The following is a 19592-nucleotide window of genomic DNA, read 5'->3' as shown; positions in this document are numbered from 1 at the left end:
GTGACTGATACAACCCGGCTGACGGCGTGTCGTGCGCCTTGTCAGCACCGCACCACCGGGTTATGTCAGCCGCGTGCTCTTGATTGAAGAAGGAGGCCATGTGGCCAGCGTTTCACTGCAGAACGTCTGCAAGATTTTTGATAACAACCCGCCGACCATCAACGACGTGTCGCTGGAGATTGCCGACGGCGAGTTTTGCGTGTTCGTCGGCCCGTCCGGCTGCGGCAAATCCACGCTGTTACGCATGATTGCCGGTCTGGAAACCGTCACCTCTGGCGAGTTGTTCATTGGCGGCAAACGCGTGAACGAGCTGGCACCGTCCGAGCGCGATGTCGCCATGGTGTTCCAGAACTACGCGCTGTACCCGCACCTGACCGTGGCGCAGAACATGGGCTTTGGCCTGCGTCTGGCCGGTGTCAGCCGCGAAGAAATCGACCAGCGTGTCGGCGGCATCGCCAGCATGTTGCAGATTGAACGCTTCCTGGATTCCCGCCCGCGCGTGTTGTCTGGCGGTCAGCGGCAGCGGGTGGCCATTGGCCGGGCGCTGGTGCGTGAACCCGAGGTCTTCCTGTTTGATGAACCGTTGTCCAACCTGGATGCCAGCCTGCGCACGCAAATGCGCGTGGAAATCGCCCGCCTGCATCGGCAGTACGCCAAGGCCAGCGCCATTTATGTCACACACGATCAGGTCGAGGCGATGACGCTGGCGGACAAGATTGTGCTGCTGCACAGCGGCGCAGAAGTCGCTAAATACGGCAGCGTGGCGCAGATCGGCTCGCCGCTGGATCTGTACGAGCATCCGCGTAACCGGTTTGTTGCCGGGTTTATCGGCTCGCCCAAGATGAACTTCATCCCGGGCCGGGTCACGGCCATCAGCAATGCCGGGGTCGAAGTCACGACGGCAGATGGTTTTGTGCTGCGTGCGGCGGTGAACCCGGGCGCGCTGACGGTGGGCGCTGAAGTGACCTTCGGCATCCGCCCGGAACACGTCGAACCGGGTCAGACCGGCGGCGCCAATGTGTTTGTACGTGAAGTGCAATGGGTAGAACGTCTGGGCGAAAGCACATATGCCTACCTGCGCGGCGATACCGCCACCCCGTTGATTGCGCGTCTGCCTGCCAGCAGCAGCGTAAAGACGGGCGAGCAACTGGCGGTCTACGCGCCGGCGCACTGTGCGCATCTGTTTGATGCGGATGGCATTGCGTTGCAAAGGCTGGCCAGTTAACGACCGGGAAAAGGTCGGGGCCAGGTTTTTGAAGACACGGGCGGGTTCAACCCCCCGCAGCGAATCCGGTGTTTGCCGGTTTCATTCCTGATGTGATTGATGGTGAGAGGGCGAATATAAAATGGTATACAAGACTCTGACGAACCGGCTTGCACGCCTTGGCATGATCGTGGCCGCAAGCGCACTGGCCCTGCAGGCGCACGCCGCCGAACCGGGCAAACTCCTGATCTGGATCAACGGCGACAAAGGCTATGACGGCATCGCCAAGATCGCACAGAAATTCACCAAAGACACCGGCATTCAAGTGACGGTGGAACACCCGGAAGACGCCATTGCCAAGTTCGAGCAATCGTCCGCCGCCGGCAAAGGCCCGGATATCTGGATGTGGCCGCACGACCCGGCCGGTAACTGGATTGCCGGTGGTCTGATCTCTCCGATCCAGCCGACCAAAAAGACCATCGACAGCATCGACCCGCTGGCCTGGAAAGCTTGGACCATTGGCGGCAAGACCTGGGGCTACCCGATCTCGATCGAAGCCGTGGCCCTGCTGTACAACAAGGACCTCGTCCCGACCCCGCCCAAGAGCTTTGACGAAGTGCTGACCCTGGACAAGAAACTGCAAGGCCAGAACAAGCACGCCATCATGTGGAACTTCACCGAGATCTACTACTCGTGGGCGCTGCTGGGCGCGGACGGCGGTTACGCCTTCAAGCGCAATCCGGATGGTTCGTACAACTCCAAGGATGTCGGCGTGAACAACAAGGGCGCCGTCGCCGGCGTTGAGATGATCCAGAAGCTGATCGCCGCTGGCGCCATGCCCAAGACCACCTCTTACGCTGAAGCGGAAGCCGCCATGAACGAAGGCCGCACCGCCATGATGATCAACGGCCCGTGGGCATGGAACAACCTGAAGAAGAGCAAGATCAACTTTGGCGTTGCACCGATCCCGGGTATCAACGGCAAGCCGGGCGCACCGTTTGTTGGCGTGCTGGGTGCCATGATCGCCACCGCCAGCCCGAACAAGGAAATCGCAACCGAGTTCCTGGAAAACTACCTCTTGTCGCAAGAGGGCCTGAAGGACATGAACGCCGCAGTGCCGCTGGGCGTACCGGCCAACAAGCAGTTCTACAACGAACTGAAGGGTGACCCGCTGATCGCCGGCACCATGGCCGCCGCCCGCGCCGGCACCCCGATGCCCAGCGCACCGGAAATGCCCCGCTTCTGGACCGCCATGAAGGCCGCCCTGGAAAACGTCACCCAAGGTCGCCAGACCGCTTCGGTCGCGCTGGACCAGGCTGCCAAGCGCTTGAAGGGTGATGCGCAGTAATTGATGGTCGCCGGCTATCAAGGCCCCATTGGCCGCGTTACGCTCACTTGCCGTACCCGTATGTACTGTCTGCGTTCGCGTGCCTTGCCACTGGGGCCTTGCTGGCCGGCTTTGGATGATGTTGTTTGCCTGGGTTGAAAAAAGCCTTCTTGCAAACCGGTGGTTTGTGGAGTTGCAGTTGCAGTTGCAGTTGCAGTTGTTGGGGTTGGGGTTGGGGTTGTTTTTGACTTTCTCCCCCCATTAAAGCCCAGCGCCGAAGGAGGGAGGGAGACCTTAGGCTCCCGAGTGACTGAGGGAAGCCCGGAGGGCCGCAAGGCTGGGGTCGCCTTTCTTTGGTTACTTTCTTTGGCGAAGCAAAGAAAGTGACGTGGTCCGGGCACCCCCGGTATGAAATGCATTTACTCGCGCCGAAGGCGCTAACAAGGATTGGGGATAAAGGTTCTGCCGTTGTTTTCGGGCCAATAAAAGCCACCAATGGCCGCCAACCGGACTCCCGCCTCCGCAGGAATGACAAGACATCAGAACGGCATGTGATCGCAGCAACGATCACCTTGGCAGCTGGATTCCGGCTCAAGGCCGGAATGACGAAGCAAAAAGAACAGATTTTGAAGAACGGTGCCGCAAGGCACTGAAAACCGGTTGCCGCACCGCGCACACCCTCCCTTTACTCGGGGTATTGGGAGAGTGTGCGTCGGGACGGCACCCACAGGCCGGACGAATATCCGGCCATGCATGATAAAAACGGATCGGCCGCGACAAGCGGATCTATCCGCTCAAGACTTTTCCGGGGTATTTCATGAGACGTTCGCCTCTGCATTACGGGCTGGCGGCACTGGGTGTGATCAGCCTGCTGGCTGGCCTCGCGCTGGTCCCGCTGTTTTACCGCGCGCACCAACCGCTGTTCGCGCTGGGCATGGTTGCCGTGCTGGGGGTGGCCGTATTCATTTACACCTCGCCGCGTTTTTACCCCTACCGCTATGTGGTGCCGGGCATCCTGGCCGTGGCGGTGTTCATTGTGTTCCCGATGGCTTATACGCTGGGGATCAGCTTTACCAATTACAGCTCGCAGCACTTGCTCTCCAAAGAGCGCGCCACCGACGTGCTGCTGCAAAAACAGATTGCCGGCGACCAGAGCTTTGACATGAAGCTCTACACCGCGGGCGATCGCTACCAGTTGTTCTTCCAGAGCGATGATGACGAGAGCAAGAAGTTCGTCTCTGCGCCGTTTGAACTCAAGGCGGGCAAGGACGAAAACCACGTCGCACTGACCCCCACCACCGCTGAGCCCAATGGCCAGCCCGTGCTGCTCAAGGACCTCTTCAAACTGCAAGCCGGTCTGAAGAACACCGTCGCGGTTCTGCCGACCGGTGAAGAATTGCGCCAGAGCAGCCTGCGCCGCTTTGCCCAGAGCAAGCCTGCCTACAAGCTGGCGGCCGATGGCACATTGGTGGGTACCGACGGCAAGTCCGTGCTCAAGGCCAATATGAAAACGGGCTTTTATGAAGACGCCCAGGGCCAGCAATTCGAACCCGGTTTCCGTAGCAACGTCGGCTGGAACAACTACTGGCGCGTGTTCAACGACCCCGCTTTCCACCAGCCATTCCTGCGCATCTTTACCTGGACGATCGCCTTTGCCAGCTTCAACACCCTGTTCACCTTTGCCATCGGCATCATCCTGGCCGTGCTGCTGAACTGGGAAGCCCTCAAGTTCCGCGGCGCTTACCGCATGATGTTGTTCCTGCCGTATGCCGTGCCGGCGTTTATCTCGATCCCGGTATTCAAAGGCTTGTTCAACGAAAACCTGGGCGAAATCAACCTCGCACTGGGCCTGTTCGGCCTGCACCCCGGCTGGTTCTCTGAGCCCAACCTCGCCCGGGCCATGGTGCTGATCGTGAATACCTGGCTGGGTTACCCGTACATGATGATCCTGTGCATGGGCCTGATCAAAGCCATCCCGGAAGAACTGTACGAAGCCTCTGCCCTGGCTGGCGCCGGCCCGTTGATGAATTTCTTCCGCATCACCTTGCCCTTGATCCTGCGCCCGATTGCCCCGCTGTTGATCGCCTCTTTCGCCTTCAACTTCAACAACCTGACGCTGATCGCCCTGTTGACCAGCGGCGGCCCCGATTTCCTCGACACCCAGGTACCCGCTGGCGCCACCGACTTGCTGGTCTCGTACACCTACCGGATCGCCTTCCAGGACTCCGGCCAGAACTACGCCCTGGCCTCTGCCATTTCCTCCATCGTGTTCCTGCTGGTGGCAACGCTGGCTGTGGTCAACCTCAAGCTGTTCAAGGTGAACAAGAACTAAGGAAGTTGTTTTTGCAGTTGAAGTTGAAGTTGAAGTTGCCGTTGCAGTTGCCGTTGCAGTTGCCGTTGCAGTTGCCGTTGCTTTTGACGTGCCCCCATTTAAAGCCAAGCGCCGAAGGAGAGAGGGAGACCTTAGGCTCCCGACCGACTGAGGGCAGCCCGGAGGGCCGCAGGGCTGGGGTCGCTTTTCTTTGGTTCCTTTCTTTGGCGAGGCAAAGAAAGGAACGTGCTCCGGGCACCCCCGGTATGTAAAACGCCGCGCCGCAGGGCGCTACCACGGGGTTAAAGGTTTTCTGGCCCTGGCACGCATTGCAGATGGATTCCCGCCTGAGCGGGAATGACGATGAGTCATTCTCCGGCATCGCCGGAACAAACGAACACCGCGCCGCAAGGCGCTAACCAGATACACAAAAGAGGCACACCACCATGCCTGTCGTACTCAAAAAATCCACCCGCTGGCGGGTGCTCGCAGCACACATCGGCCTGATCGCCTTCATTGTGCTCACCGTATTCCCGTTCCTGATGATCATCTCGATCTCCTTGCGGCCGGGCAACTTTGCCGGCGGCTCGCTGATCCCGCATGCCATCAGCTTTGAACACTGGAAACTGGCCCTGGGCATGTCTTACCTGGATGGCGACGGCAACCTGGTCAAACCGCCATTTCCGGTGCTGTTGTGGATCTGGAACTCGGTGAAGGTGGCGTTTATCAGCGCCACGGTGTCCCTGGTGTTGTCGATCACCAGCGCGTACGCCTTCGCCCGCATGCGCTTCAAGGGCAAGGGCACGCTGCTCAACAGTTTGTTGCTGTTGCAGATGTTCCCGTCCGTGCTGGCGCTGGTGGCCATTTATGCCTTGTTCGATCGCATTGGTTACTACGTGCCCTGGCTGGGGATTGATAGCCACTGGAGCCTGGCGCTGGCCTATACCGGCGGCGTGGCGCAGCACATCTGGCTGATCAAGGGTTACTTTGATTCCGTGCCGTACGAGCTGGAAGAAGCCGCGCGCGTGGATGGCGCCACGCCGTTCCAGGCCTTTGTCTACGTGCTGTTGCCCATGGCGGTACCGATCCTGGTGGTGGTGTTTGTGCTGGCCTTCCTTGGCGGCATGATCGAATACCCGGTGGCCTCGGTCTTGTTGCATGACGAGCAAAAACTGACGCTGGCTATTGGGTCACGGCTGTTCCTTTTCAACCAGCGCTATTTGTGGGGTGACTTTGCGGCGACCGCCATCCTGGCCGGTATTCCGCTGACCGCGATCTTCATGATCACCCAACGCTGGCTGGTTTCCGGTCTGACCGCAGGTTCCGTCAAGGGCTAACCATGGCACATACCGTTTTTGGCATGCCGGCGCTGCTGGCAGGGGTTGTGCTGTCCGCCAACCTGTTTGCGGCGGGCAGCGTTGCGGTGCAAACCGTCCCCAATCTGCCCCCGGATTTCATCATGGGCGCGGATGTCTCGACGCTGGATCAGGTAGAGGCCGCCGGCGGCAAGTTCTACAACCTGGCGGGCCAGCAACAAGACGCGCTGGCCATCCTGAAAGCCAATGGCGTCAACTGGCTGCGCTTGCGGCTGTGGCATACGCCGGTCAACGCCGCGGATGTGATCGAAGACGGCAAGGTGATCGCACACAAGGGTGATCCGGTGGGCGGCGGCAATAACGATCTGGCCACCACGCTGCGCCTGGCTAAACGCGCCAAAGCGCTCAAGCTGAAATACCTGCTGGACATTCACTACAGCGATTGCTGGGCAGACCCGCTGACGCAAACCAAGCCTGCGGCCTGGCAAGACCTGCACGGCGCGGCGCTGGAAAAAGCCGTTTACGACTACACCGCCACCGTCATGCGCACGCTGGACGACGCAGGCGTCGCGCCTGACATGGTGCAAGTCGGCAATGAACTCAACGGCGGCTTCATGTGGCCGGATGGCAAAACCTGGAAAGCGAAGCCCGATGAAGTCATTGGCGGCGACGCCGGGTTTGTCGCGCTGATGCGCCAGGGTATTGCCGCCATCCGCGCTGACGACGCCCGTTTTGCCGGCCGCCACACGCGCATTGCGGTGCACCTGGCCAACGGCACCAGCAACGATCTGTACCGCCGCGTGTTCGACCTGCTGACGCGCGAGAAGGTCGATTTCGACATCATCGGCCTGTCTTACTACCCGTATCTGCACGGCGGTGTGGCCGACCTGCGCGCCAATATGGATGACATGGCGTTCCGTTACGCCAAACCCGTGGCCGTGCTGGAAACCAGCTACGCCGCCACGCTGCAGAATGGCGACAGCACGCCCAACATCTTCAATGCCGATTCGCAAAAGGTCATCGGCTACAAAGCCACGCCGCAAGGGCAGGCCAGCCTGGTGCGGGATGTGATCGACGCCGTCGCCCAGGTGCCGGCACAACGCGGCCTGGGGCTGTTCTACTGGGAGCCGGCCTGGCTGCCCAACGTCGGCTGGCGCACGGGCGATGGCAACGGCTGGGATAACCAGATCATGTTCGACTTTGGCGGCCACGCGCTGCCATCGCTGGCCGTGTTCAAGCGCGTGCGAGAGAAGTCCGCCTACCAGCCCAAACTGCTGCAACCGGGTCCGATTGAGTTGAGCGCCTTTGTGGGCGAACCCTTTGTGCCGCCGGAAACCCTGCGCCTGCCGTTCAGTGACGACGCCGAGCGCCCGGTGCTGATCGACTGGGCCAGCGTGCCCGCCGGCAAAACCAGCACGCCAGGCGAGTTCACGCTCAAGGGCGAGATCACGGGCCAGCCGGATGTCACGGCGCACGTCACGGTCTCGCCACGCCGCAACCTGTTTACCGATGCCAGCTTTGAAAACGGCAAGCTCGATGACTGGGCCCTCATTGGCGACAAGAGCGCCGCCAGCAACGAGCGCAATCCGGGTAACGCGCATAGCGGCCAGCAATCGCTGCATTACTGGGCTTCTGGTGCCTTCAAGTTTGAAGCCAGCCACACCTTCACGGGCCTGAAGCCAGGCGTGTACCACTTCAAGGCCTGGGCGGCCGGTGGCGGCGGAGAGAAATCCCTGACGCTGTTTGCCAAGGATTGCGGCAGCGAGGCGCAAAGCGTGGCCATGCACAACAACGGCTGGCAGCAATGGCACAGCTATCAGATCAGCAACATCAAAGTCAGCGGCGAGCAATGCACTGTGGGCGTGGCCGTGGATGCCAACGCCGGCAACTGGGGCAACGTCGACGACGTGGAATTCGCGGCGGACTGACCCGCTCAGGGCGGCCAATCCAGTTTTCAAATCAGATTTGCAGAGAACCAACATGATGCAACTTGGCGTTTGTTACTACCCCGAACACTGGCCGCAAAGCCAGTGGGAATCCGATGCCCGCCGCATGGCCGAACTGGGCATCACCCATGTGCGCATTGCCGAATTTGCCTGGTCACGCATGGAACCGCGCCAGGGCGAATACGACTGGTCCTGGCTGGATCGCGCCATTGAAGTACTGACCAATGCCGGGCTGAAGATCGTGCTGGGTACGCCCACGGCCGCGCCGCCGTACTGGCTGTGCAAAGCCATGCCGCAGATCATGGCCGTGCGCGCGGACGGCAAGCCATGGCGTTTTGGCTCGCGCCGCCATTACGATCTCTTTAGCGCCGATTACCGCCGCGAATGCGCGCGCATCACCACCGCCATGGTCGAACGCTACGGCCAGCACCTGGCCGTGGTGGCCTGGCAGACCGACAACGAACTGGCCTGCCACGACACAGTGCCAAGTTATTCTGACGAAGCCAGAACCGCTTTCCAGCGCTGGCTGGCCGGCAAGTATGGCGACATCAACAAGCTCAACACGGCCTGGGGCAATGTGTTCTGGAGCATGGAATACCCCGGCTTTGACGCCATTGATTTCCCGGTCCAGACGCCGACCGATGCCAACCCCTCGCACCTGCTCGATTTCCGTCGCTTCCTGTCTGATGAAGTGATTGCCTTTCACCAGTTGCAGGCCGACATCCTGCGGGCGCACGCCCCCGGCCGCGACGTGCTGCACAACTTCATGGGCCTGTTTGGCGCGTTTGATCATTACAAGTTTGCCAAAAACGGCATCGACGTCGCTGCGTGGGACAGTTACCCGCTGGCCCGCACCGAAACCCAGGCCCTGCCTGAGGAAGAAAAAGCGCGCTGGGCGCGCACCGGCCACCCGGATATCTCTGCCTTCAGCCACGACCTGTACCGGGGCGTGGGCCGTGGCCGGTTCTGGATCATGGAACAGCAAGCCGGCCCGGTGAACTGGGCGCCGCACAACCCCGTCCCCGCGCCTGGCATGGTGCGTTTGTGGGCGTGGGAAGGCTTTGCCCATGGTGCGGAACTGGTGTCCTGGTTCCGCTGGCGCCAGGCCCCGTATGCCCAGGAGCAACTGCATTCCGGCCTGAACCTGCCCTCGGACGGGTTCTCGCCCAGCGGCGAAGAAGGTCTGACCGTGGGCAAAGAATTGCGCCAGTTCCCGGTGGATGCCGTCAAGACCCGCGCCCAGGTGGCCATGGTGTTTGATTACGAATCGCTGTGGTTCTGCGACATCCAGCGTCATGGCGCCAGCTTTGATTACCAGCTGCACTTGCTGGCCTGGTACAGCGCCCTGCGCCAGTTGGGGCTGGATATCGACATCCTGCCGCGTGACGCTGATTTCAGCGGCTACGCCATGGTCGTCGCCCCGACTCTGACGGTGGCCGATCTGCCGCTGGTAGAAAAGGTGAGCAAGTCTGACGCGCTGTGGCTGTTCGGCCCGCGCACGGGTTCACGCACGGCTGATTTCCATATCCCCGCCACCTTGCCGCCAGGCCCGTTGCAAGCGGTGATGCCGATCCAGGTGCTGGAAGTCGAATCCCTGCGCCCGACGCTACGCCCGCAAACCACCATTGCCGGCCAGGCTGGTGCGGCTGAGCGCTGGCGTGAGAACGTGCGCCCGATGGGCGACGTAGAAGTGCTCGCGCGCTTTGAAGACAACTGGCCAGCGCTGCTGCGCAAGGGCAACGTTCAATATGCAACCGGCTGGTTTGAGCCGGCTTTGCTCAAGCACTGGCTGGCCGAGTGTGCGCTGGAAGCAGGGCTGGAAGTAACGCATCTTGGTCTCGGGCAGCGTCTGGTGCGGCGTGGGGATGTGACGTTTGCATTCAACTACGACGCCGAGGTCTGGCAGGTGCCAGTGCCGATGGATGCGGTGGTTTTGTTTGGCACGCCGGAGTTGGGGCAGGGTGAGGTTTGTGCCTGGCGGGAGTGATTTGCGAGTGATGTGGCGCGGGTAGTCGCAATCTGGGGCGTCATTCCTGCGGAGGCAGGAATCCAGCTGCGATGTTTGTCAGCGCCGCAATACTTGAATCTTTGTTGGCGCCTGCGGCGCGGTGTTTTAGATGTCGGGGGTTGCCCGACAGCAAGCGACGTAGGGTGGATTCGGAGCGAGAGCGACAATCCACCTGCTGCTGTCTTTAAAGCCTTGAACTGCTGTTAGCGCCTTGCGGCGCGGTGTTTTGATACCGGCGGTGGCCGGAGCACGGTACTTTTCTTTGGATCGCCAAAGAAAAGTACCCAAAAGAAAGGCGACCCCTGCGACGGCGCCCTTCGGGTTCCCTGCGCTTCTCGCGAAGTCCGGCTGGCTACGGGAACTCGCTTCGCTCAAACACCCCTCCGCCGAAACCCCGGACTTCGCTGCGATGCTCGGCGCAGTCAAGGGGCCCAACGTCAAAGGCAACGGCAACCCCGAAAATCAACGGCAACGGCAACGGCAACGGCAACGGCAACGGCAACGGCAACGGCAACGGCAACGGCAATGGCAATGGCAATGGCAACGGGTGTAGCTGCTGCCGCCACATCAAATCCAGCAAGCATCCCACCACCTCGTCATTCCGGCCTTGAGCCGGAATCCAGCTGCAATGCGGGCACGCTCTGCGGGATAAGCCCCGGGCAGCGCCTCGCGCTCTTCACATCGTCGCCAGCGCGTTGTCTCCCAGCATTTCTTCTACAGTCCCCCAGAACGCGGCAACCAGCGCGCTCGCCTTGCCCGGTGGCCGCATCAGCCCGATCAGCCAGCTTGCGGCGGGGTCGGTCAGTGGCATGATGCGCACGCCAGGGTCGTCGATGGAGGTGGATGAGGGCACGATGCCCCAGGCGATACCGGCGGCGGCCAGGGCGACGACGGAGACGAAATCCTGCACGGGCTGGATCTGGGCGACGCGCAGGTCTTGTCCGGCCAGGTAGTTCATCAGGTGCGCGTGAAAGGCGGGGGCGCGGTGGTGGTCGATGATGGAGACGGGCTGGCTGGCCAGTTCTGCCAGGGTGAGCGCGGGGGACCAGCTGGCGGGGATGATTGCGATGAAACGGGCGACGACGACGGGGATGTGTGGCCAGCCGGTCGGGGCGGGAAGGCGGCAGAAGGCGAGGTCCAGCCGGCCTTCGATCAAGGCCTGGATTTGATGCTGGCTGGAAAGATCATTCAGCTCAATCTGCACTTCTGGTCGGGCGGCCCGAAAGCGTGAAATCGCCGCGGGCACGAAGACTTTGGTGCCCACGCCAAAACCGATCCGCAATGTTCCGGCGTTGCCGCCCAGTGAGGCGCGCGCTTTCCAGGCCAGTGCGTCAGCGCCGTTGACGAGTTTATGCGCGTCGGTCAGCAGGTCGCGACCGAGCGGGGTCAGTTGCGTGCCGGCGTTACTGCGGCTGAACAACGCACCGCCCAGATCGCTCTCCAGCCGTTTGATCTGTTTGGATAGCGCCGATTGCGTGACATGCAGGCGGTCGGCTGCTTCGGTGAAGTGCAGCAAATCGGCTAGCGTGACAAAAGCGCGCAGGTCTCTGAGTTCCATGATTCCATTGTGGAATGAAGTTGCTGAAAATATATCATTGGCCGGAATCAAGTGGCAGCGCGCATGCTGTTCGGTAACTCGCAAACCGGAGGTCACCATGCATCACGCCAGACTCACACCATTCCCGCAGGGCTTTCTTTGGGGCGCAGCCTCGGCCGCTTACCAGGTCGAAGGCGCGCATGATGCAGACGGCAAAGGGCCATCGGTGTGGGATGTGTTCACCCATCTGCCGGGCAAGACGTTTCAGGGCAGCAATGGCGATGTCGCGGTCGATCACTATCACCGCATGGCAGAAGACGTGGCGCTGATGAAAGAAGCGGGGCTGACGGCGTACCGGTTTTCGGTGAGCTGGCCGCGTATTTTCCCGACCGGCCGGGGTGCGGTGAATGAGGCCGGCATGGCGTTTTACGAGCGGCTGATTGATACGCTGATTGCCGCTGGCATAGAGCCCGTGCTCACGCTGTATCACTGGGATTTGCCGCAAGCCTTGCAGGATGAATACGGTGGCTGGGAAGACCGTCGCATCATTGCAGACTTTGAACACTACTGCGTGGCGCTGTTCCAGCGTTTTGCCGGCAAGGTGAAATACTGGGTGTCGCTCAACGAGCAGAACTACAACACCACCAATGCCTACCAGTTGGGCACGCACCCGCCCGCCGTGCAGGATCGCAAGCGCTTTTTTGCCGCCAACCACCACGCCTTTCTGGCCAATGCCACGGTGATTGCGGCTTTTCGCCAGCATGTGCCCAATGGTTTGATCGGGCCGAGTTTTGCGTATTCGCCGGGCTACCCGGCTTCCAGCGCGCCGGCCGATATGCTGGCGTTTGAAAACGCCGAGGAATTCACCAACTGGTGGTGGCTGGATACCTACTGCTTTGGCCGCTACCCGCAAGCGGCGCTGGCGTGGCTGCAAAAAACCGGGGAGGCGCCGGATGTCCAGCCGGGCGATGCGGCCATTTTGCAGGCCGGCCTGCCAGACTTTGTCGGCGTGAATTACTACTACACCACCACGTTTACCGATAACCCGCGTGACGGCGTGACCATGCAGCGCATCAACACCACGGGCCAGAAGGGCACCACGCCCTCCAGCGGTGTGCCGGGTTTGTATCGCACCACGCCCAACCCGCATCTGCCGACCAGCAACTGGGACTGGGCGATCGACCCCACCGGCTTGCGCATTGCGCTGCGGCGGCTGGCGTCACGTTATGACTTGCCACTGATGGTGACCGAAAACGGTCTGGGCGAGTTCGACCAGTTGCAAGCCGGTGACGCGATCCACGACGATTACCGCATCGACTACCTGCGTGCCCATCTGCAAGCTTGCCAGGAGGCCATGAGCGATGGTGTGCAACTGCTGGGCTACTGCCCCTGGTCGTTCACCGATATTCTTAGCTGGCTTAACGGTTATCAGAAGCGCTACGGCTTTGTGTACGTCAACCGCGACGAGACCGATGCCAAAGACCTGCGCCGCATCCGCAAGGACAGTTTCTTCTGGTACCAGAAGGTGATTGCCAGCGGCGGCGAGACGCTGTGACCACTGCAGCAATAAAAAAAGCGCGACAGCCGTCGCGCTTTTTTTGTGGGTTGCTGATCGCGGCTTAACCCGTGATCTGGATCTGCATGCCGGTGCTGGTGTACACCGGTGTCGCCTTGAAGCCGGCAACGTTCACGGTGCTGAACTTGCCCTGCAGCTTGCCCGCTGTGATCACGGTCAGCGTGCTGCCCACGGTCGGGGTAAAGCCGCTGGCGAACTTCACGTTGAGCGTGCCGCCGACAATGCTCACCGTGCCGCTGGCCTTCAGCTGACCCTGGCCGTTGTTGCCCAGGTTGGCTTGCGTGGTGCCCGCTGCCAGTTGCGTGTAGTTAACCGTGGTGACCGGGCTGGTGGCGTTGAACACGGCGGTGCCGCCGGCCACGTAGATATCGCCATTGCCAAAACCGGTGGCCGAATCAGCCTGCAGCGTGCCGCTGTCAATCTCGGTGCCGCCGGTGTAACTGTTATTGCCGTTGAAAACCAGCGTGCCGCTGCCAGAGAGGCTGAACTTGCCCTTGCCGGCAATATCGTTCTGCCAGTAATCCTGCGCGTTAAAGCCGCCTTGCGTGGCATCCATGGCGACGCTCACGTCGCCGTTGAACGCGCCGTAACCATCGGCCGCAGCAAACAGGTTCAGGCGGCCCCAGCCCTCGGCGTCATCCATGACCGGATAACCGGAGGCCACGGCGGTGGTCTTGAGCACAATGCGGCGCTGATCGGCGGTCAGATACGGCAGGCGGGTTTCCAGCAGGATTTCCGCATCCTTGGGCACCTGCGCGGTTTTGGTGGTGTCGGCAATCTGCGGGAAACCATAGGTCAGGCGGCGCAGGTAGTTGGCCTTGTTGGCCGCGTGATCGGCAAAGCGGTCGGTGCTGGTGGTGCCCGAATGCGCGTACTGGTTGAACGCGGCCAGTGTGCTGGTGCCGGTGGCGGCCATCAACGCGGTATGCGCTTGCGTGACGGCGGCCTGGCGGGTGGCGGCGGTATTGGCGACCAGGTTGGCGGCGACGAGCGCCTCAGACTGGATACGCCCACCCATGACATCCAGCGGCGAGTGCATGCCGGCCAGAATACGGTTCTCGCCCAGTTCCAGCGCGCGGGTGGCCATTTCCTGGAAGCGTTCCGGCACCAGATATGCCATTGCCAGACCATCGCGGCCGGCCTCGGCGGCGTGGCCGCTGGGGAAGCCGCCATCCACGTTCGGCGTGCTGCTTTCTGCCGGCACCAGCGCCGGAACGACAATCACGCTGCTGCTCCAGCGCCACGGCCGCGCGTATTTGTAAAAGCGCTTGGCCGGTTCGGTCGAGGCATTGGTGCCCATGCTGCTGATCAGATCTACCGCCGCGCCAAAGGTGGTGTTGCCCGACGATGTACCCACGCCGATATTGTTGCCGGTGTCGTTGTACAGCACGGTGGTGGCGTCAGAAGCCACGCTGGTAATCGTCGTGGTTTGCTGGGCAGCCGTGCGCCAGGCGCCGGTCAGTGGGCCCATGCCATCGGTCACGCTGTAGCCTTTCTGGCGGCGGTCATCCAGATAGGCGGCGGTGGCCTGGTCGGCGGTACGGCTGGTGGTAGCGCTGATCACGTAATTGATATTGGCGTTCAGAATGGCGGCGTTGACGATGGTGCCGTCGGTCGAGTCGCCCGGGATACCGGTCCAGCTGGACGCGACCACTGCCGGGTAGCTGCCATTGGCAGCGGCAGTGACGCCGGCATCCACAATCAGCGTGCTCGGTGTCCACAGCGCCAGATAACCATCCAGCACGCGTACGCCAGCGTTGGTGGCATCGGTGGCGTAACGGGCATCGCCACGCTGGTTGGTATAGGCGTAGTCCACAAACGGCAGGATGCTGGCTTCGTCCTGCACGGGTGCGGTGTCTACCGTGCCCAGACCGGCGGGCGCGGCCGGCACGGAGAAGTTGTCCGGGCTGGAGGTACTGGTGGTGTCATCGCTCCCGCCGCAGGCCGCCAGGGCCAGGGTAACAGCAAGGGCAATGGGCAAAAGGGCGGCGGGCGGTGCGTATCGGCAGTTGTTCATGTTGTATACCAGGCGTGTGAGAAGAAAGGCCCGCGTCATGGCGCCGGCCGTAATAAAAACGCCTGATATATTAGAAAACCAATGTGATACATCAGTGACGGGAACTTGAAGATCAAATTGCAGGAATGTGGCGCGTTGTCACATTGTGCAAGCCGCATGAATACTGAAGGCAAACCGGTTTGAACGTGGCGGTCTGTCCTGTTTTGGCCACAGCGTAAGCCAGGGTATCCAGCTGTGATCGGGTCAGATCAAAGACAGTCATTATCCGGATTGAATGTAGGTCCATGCCTACGTCTGGCGGCCAGGCGGATTGTATCGGCTTGCAGTTATTGCAAGCTTGCTATAGTTGCCAGAGACAAATATCCGGGGTAGTGACGTGACGCCACTACAGCAGAGCTACTTTCGCAAGGCAGTCGAACATTTGTATGCCTGGCCGGAGGATTTTGACCGGCTTAATCCGGCCATGGTGGCGATTGCGCAGCTAAGCGGCTCGGGCGTGGGGCATTACGTGGCGATTGACCTTTTATCCCGCCAGGTGACCGAGTCGTGCATCACCATTGCTGCGCTGGTAAAGGCCGACACGGAATACCGTGAATACTTCGGCACCATCGATCCACGTGTGGCCTGGTATTTGACGGGTGAGCCTGCCCAATGGCGCTGCGATCAGGATCGCTATGGGTTGTCGTTTGTGCGCCAGAACGAGTTTTACAACGACTTCATGATGCGCCACGGTTTTTGCCGTACCACGGCGACGGTGATGCGGCGTACCGAAAAACTGGCGGAATGCATGGTGCTGGTCCGGGCCATGGATGCGCCGGACTATAACGCCACCAGTTTGCAGCTGCTTGGCTGTATTTCTTCCCACATGGTCCGCGCGGCCCATTTGCGGGCGCGCCTGCACGAGCTACACGCACAGCAGGCGGCCGCAGCGCAGACGATGGCCATCCTGCCCTTTGGTGCCCTCTGGCTGGATGAGCGCGGGCTGGTCTGCTGGATGAACGCCGCGGCGCGCTGTTGCCTGGCGCTGGCCGATGGCGTTGCGATCCGGCAGGACAAACTCTACGCGGTGAACCACAACGCAGACCGGCAACTGCAACTGGTGTTGCGCCGCAGCCTGTGGGCGACGCCGCGGACCGGGCAGGCGCTGCGCGTACCGCGCCAGCAGGGTCAGGGTACGTTGCTGCTGTCGGTTCTGCCCATGACGCGGCCGGCCGACGAGGCCCTGGGCGCTGTCGGTACTGGTCCCTGTGCGCTGGTCATCATTCAGGACACCGCCATGCGGGCGCAGCCCCAGCCGCAGATGCTGGGGCAGATGTTCGGGCTCACCCCGGCCGAGGCCCGACTGGCGCAAGCCTTGCTCGATAACACCACGGTCGAAGAGTTTGCCTCAGCGCATGAGGTGAGCCGCACCACCGTGCGCACGCATCTGGCGCACCTGTTTGCCAAAACCGGCACCTCACGCCAGGCCGAACTGGTACGCATGCTGGGTCTGGTCAGCAGCATTCTGCCGGCGGGGGAGAGCATGTCGCGCTGGTTGTCCTGAGGGGTGTGGCGTCTGCGCTGTTTACAACTATCCAGACAAAACGGGCCGCAGATGCGGCCCGTTGTGCAAGGCGTGCCTGACGGGTTATTGCACCGGGTTGGCCAGACTGCCCCAGAGCAGACCGTTGGCTACTTTGCCGGTCAGCGTTCTGGTCTTGGCATTGGCCCAGGTCACGTAGCCTGGATTGGCCGTGTCGGTCTTGTCGGTCTCATCCATGGTGGCGTAAACCACGCCCAGTTGCGGCACGCGGTGTTCCACATCGACTTCAGTCACGTTGTAGCTGTTGCCGGACTGTGTCTGCGTGAAGGTGGCGGCCAGCCGGCAGGTGGCAAATGTCCCCAGCGGTGTGGTGATGCTGCTGCGGCCGCTATAGGTGTACTGGCCGGTCAGGCTGGTCGTGCTGACCGAGCCGGGCGTGGTCCAGCTGTTCTGCTCGTACTGGTTGATGGTGGCAGAGACGGTTTCGCCCTTGCGCAAACCGTCGACCCACACCAGCGGCATGGTGGTCGGTTTGTCGTAGAACACGCGCTGATAGTATCCCGGTGCGGCTGGCGATGAGCCTGAATTGCTTGCGTCGGCATCTTGTTCCCAGCCTGCCGGCGCACCCCAGGCATCCTGCCAGGTATGCCCGTTCAGTATCCAGGCCACGCCATCGTTGCTGCCGCCAGGCCGTGTTGTCGGTGCCGGGCTGCTGCCATTCCAGCTGCCGTTCACGTAGTAGCGGTTGGTCACATCCCCACCGCCAGAGACCGTCGTGGCCGTGCCGGAGACATAGGCGTAGTAACTCTGGCCGGTTACCGGTGTGTCTTGCGTAACAAGGCCGCTGTTACGCCAGGACCAGCCCGTCGCGACCCCGGCGTTGTAGGTGGTGACCAGATCCTTGTCTTGCCGATACACGCTTTGCGCGGCATGGGTGGTGTCGGCCGAGCTTGCCAGGCTGGCCGGGAGCGTGGTGCTCTTGAGGCAACTGCCCAGCGTACTGTCATCAGGCAGCAGCGACTGGCCGTAACCGGTCTGGCCCACTACCGCACCGACCAGATCACGGTTGTTGACGGCTTTCCATGTGACAACGCCGTTGGCATTGGTGTCGGTCTCGCTGTACTCGCGGCGGACCACACCCAGCACAGGCACGGTATACATGGTCTGCTGGTACTCCGTTTTGGTGACATTGTCGGCGGCAAGGATCGTGCCGTTGGTGGTATAGCGGCACACATTGAGCGAGCCCAGCGGCGTAGAGATGGTCTGCTTGCCGGTGTAGGTAAGCGTGTAATGCTCTTGCGAGGGTGAATTGCTGGTATCGCCGACCATATAGCGGGTGCGCTCATAGTTCGCGCCGCTGCCCGTCAGTGCATCTAGCGGCTGCTCTGCGGCAACGTTTGCCGCGTAGTAAAAGCCGAAGCGGTAAGCGCCGCTGGCAAAGGCCGTTGCCGGGTTATCCGGGTTGCCCTGTTCCTGGTAGCCAAGGTAGGCGCCGCCCGTGGAGGCGGAGTAGTCGGTGGAGTCCAGATACCACGCCAGGGGCGTCTGGTTTGTACTGCGCACGATCATCCGGGTGGGGCTGGCAACCGCCGTGATGCCGCCGCCGCTGTTTTGCCAGTCCACGTTGAGCTGGCGGGGTTTAGTCTCCCAGAGGGTAGCGTTGTCGGTGCCCTCGGTGTCCACCCCGCGCGAGTTGCTCCGGGTCAGCGTGCCAGAGGCATTGAAGCTTTGCTGCAAATAGCTGGTGGAGATCCAGCGACCATTGATATCCGGCACGCTGCTCAGCGTGCTTTGCGTCACGCTGGCGGGCAACGGGCTATTGAGCGTCAGATCCGTCAGGCAGCCGCCATAAGTGGAGGTATCAATGTTGGCAGATGGCGGCGTCCCCCCCGAGGGCGGCGTGCCACCGTTATTTTGTGTGGTGGTTTGCGCCAGTTGGGCCATGAACGCCGTCAGGCTGGGAAGCGTGGCAGAGGTGGTTTCCAGCACCTGATCCGCCGCATTGCCCGCCACAATGGGGGTACTGAAGAAGTCCCCGATATTGGTCGGGTCGATACCGGCCGCCGTCAGCGCCGTTTGTACCTGCTGGCGGGCGCTGGCAATGCTGGTGGCATTGATCAGCGATGAAGCCTGACTGCTGGTGCCCACCAGGGCAAAGAAATCCGCAGGCATTTGCCCAGATAGCGCCGCCACCACCATGCTGGTCAGTGGTGTGACATTGGCGGTGCCCCCGCTGGCAGAAACGGAATACAGATCGCCACCCGGCTGCCCGTTGCTGGCCTTGATGATCAAAGGTGCAACGAGACCGGCCAGCGTGGATTGCGACAAGGTGTAATTGCCATTGGCATCGGCCGTGGTGGTCACGGTTTTGCCCGTGCTGTCCTTGACCAGCACCGTGGCGCCGGCCATGACCTGGCCGGTGGCCACGGTCCCGCTCATGGCCGAGGCCGAGGTGCCGGTGCTGCTTGTGCTATCACCACCGCCGCCACCGCAGCCCGTCACAAGGGCTGCGGCAATCAGACAGGACAGCAGCGAGGGTAGCGCCCGGCCGGTGGCGGGGCGTGTGCGCTTCAGTGTCATGGCTCATCTTCCCGATTCTGGAGTGTTATTGATTGATCAGCGGTGCCTCGCCCGCCTCCGGCCCGCGCCAGATTCATGTTGCGATGCACTGTGCGGCGATTTTAGGAGGCCACCTGGCCGCTCAGCCTCATCTGTATGAATGAGATCAACTGCGCGTTGGTCGGCCAGTGTCCGCAAGGGTTTGCCGGGCCAGGGCAGGCCGACCGGCGGCGGCGTTTCATCATGCAAATGAACGAGGCCGGCCCATG

At 61.6% G+C, this 19592-nt stretch carries 13 protein-coding genes; 9 read left to right on the top strand and 4 right to left on the bottom strand.

All coding sequences use genetic code 11. The features are described 5' to 3' along the window. Positions 1 to 31 precede the first annotated feature (31 nt). The 7 genes from IEX57_RS09440 to IEX57_RS09410 all read left to right on the top strand — a co-directional run bounded on the left by IEX57_RS09440 (position 32) and on the right by IEX57_RS09410 (position 10091). Positions 32 to 1225, top strand: coding sequence for an ABC transporter ATP-binding protein (locus tag IEX57_RS09440; protein ID WP_308433862.1), 1194 nt, complete (start codon positions 32 to 34; stop codon positions 1223 to 1225). Between the two features lie 121 nt (positions 1226 to 1346). Continuing rightward, on the top strand, positions 1347 to 2552 hold the full coding sequence (malE, locus tag IEX57_RS09435; RefSeq protein ID WP_188704076.1) for a maltose/maltodextrin ABC transporter substrate-binding protein MalE: 1206 nt from the start codon (positions 1347 to 1349) through the stop codon (positions 2550 to 2552). Positions 2553 to 2944: 392 nt separating this feature from the next. Continuing rightward, positions 2945 to 3184 (top strand): hypothetical protein, encoded by a 240-nt coding sequence (locus IEX57_RS09430; protein ID WP_188704074.1) that lies wholly within the window; start codon positions 2945 to 2947, stop codon positions 3182 to 3184. A gap of 164 nt (positions 3185 to 3348) precedes the next feature. Continuing rightward, complete coding sequence (malF, locus tag IEX57_RS09425; protein WP_188704072.1) at positions 3349 to 4863, top strand: maltose ABC transporter permease MalF; 1515 nt, start codon at positions 3349 to 3351, stop codon at positions 4861 to 4863. A gap of 425 nt (positions 4864 to 5288) precedes the next feature. Then, complete coding sequence (gene malG / locus IEX57_RS09420; RefSeq protein ID WP_188704070.1) at positions 5289 to 6179, top strand: maltose ABC transporter permease MalG; 891 nt, start codon at positions 5289 to 5291, stop codon at positions 6177 to 6179. A 2-nt stretch (positions 6180 to 6181) separates the two neighbouring features. Next, positions 6182 to 8086: a glycosyl hydrolase 53 family protein gene (locus IEX57_RS09415; RefSeq protein WP_188704068.1), complete on the top strand. Its 1905-nt coding sequence runs from the start codon at positions 6182 to 6184 to the stop codon at positions 8084 to 8086. Positions 8087 to 8138: 52 nt separating this feature from the next. Further along, on the top strand, positions 8139 to 10091 hold the full coding sequence (locus tag IEX57_RS09410; RefSeq protein WP_229708939.1) for a beta-galactosidase: 1953 nt from the start codon (positions 8139 to 8141) through the stop codon (positions 10089 to 10091). A 458-nt stretch (positions 10092 to 10549) separates the two neighbouring features. On the opposite strand, the gene IEX57_RS09405 is transcribed toward IEX57_RS09410, so the two are convergent. Together IEX57_RS09405 and IEX57_RS09400 are read right to left on the bottom strand one after the other, a co-directional pair. Further along, complete coding sequence (locus IEX57_RS09405) at positions 10550 to 10696, bottom strand: hypothetical protein (RefSeq protein WP_188704067.1); 147 nt, start codon at positions 10694 to 10696, stop codon at positions 10550 to 10552. A 92-nt stretch (positions 10697 to 10788) separates the two neighbouring features. Further along, positions 10789 to 11769: a LysR family transcriptional regulator gene (locus IEX57_RS09400; RefSeq protein WP_229708938.1), complete on the bottom strand. Its 981-nt coding sequence runs from the start codon at positions 11767 to 11769 to the stop codon at positions 10789 to 10791. Between IEX57_RS09400 and IEX57_RS09395 the strand changes: the two genes are divergently transcribed. Then, positions 11768 to 13204, top strand: coding sequence for a glycoside hydrolase family 1 protein (locus IEX57_RS09395; protein ID WP_188704065.1), 1437 nt, complete (start codon positions 11768 to 11770; stop codon positions 13202 to 13204). The genes IEX57_RS09400 and IEX57_RS09395 overlap by 2 nt on opposite strands. A 64-nt stretch (positions 13205 to 13268) precedes the next feature. Here the strand turns inward: IEX57_RS09395 and IEX57_RS09390 are convergent, their stop codons facing one another. After that, positions 13269 to 15242 (bottom strand): acid phosphatase, encoded by a 1974-nt coding sequence (locus IEX57_RS09390; RefSeq protein WP_188704063.1) that lies wholly within the window; start codon positions 15240 to 15242, stop codon positions 13269 to 13271. Positions 15243 to 15618: 376 nt separating this feature from the next. Here IEX57_RS09390 and IEX57_RS09385 point away from each other — a divergent pair, with 376 nt between their 5' ends. Next, entirely contained in the window at positions 15619 to 16785 is a 1167-nt protein-coding gene (locus IEX57_RS09385) for a helix-turn-helix transcriptional regulator (protein ID WP_188704061.1), read from the top strand. Between the two features lie 84 nt (positions 16786 to 16869). Here IEX57_RS09385 and IEX57_RS09380 read toward each other — a convergent pair whose 3' ends face one another. After that, entirely contained in the window at positions 16870 to 19344 is a 2475-nt protein-coding gene (locus IEX57_RS09380) for a hypothetical protein (protein ID WP_188704059.1), read from the bottom strand. Positions 19345 to 19592 lie beyond the last annotated feature (248 nt).

Source organism: Silvimonas iriomotensis, assembly GCF_014645535.1.
Taxonomy (GTDB): Bacteria; Pseudomonadota; Gammaproteobacteria; order Burkholderiales; family Chitinibacteraceae; genus Silvimonas; species Silvimonas iriomotensis.
This window is presented reverse-complemented; position numbering and strand designations above follow the sequence as displayed.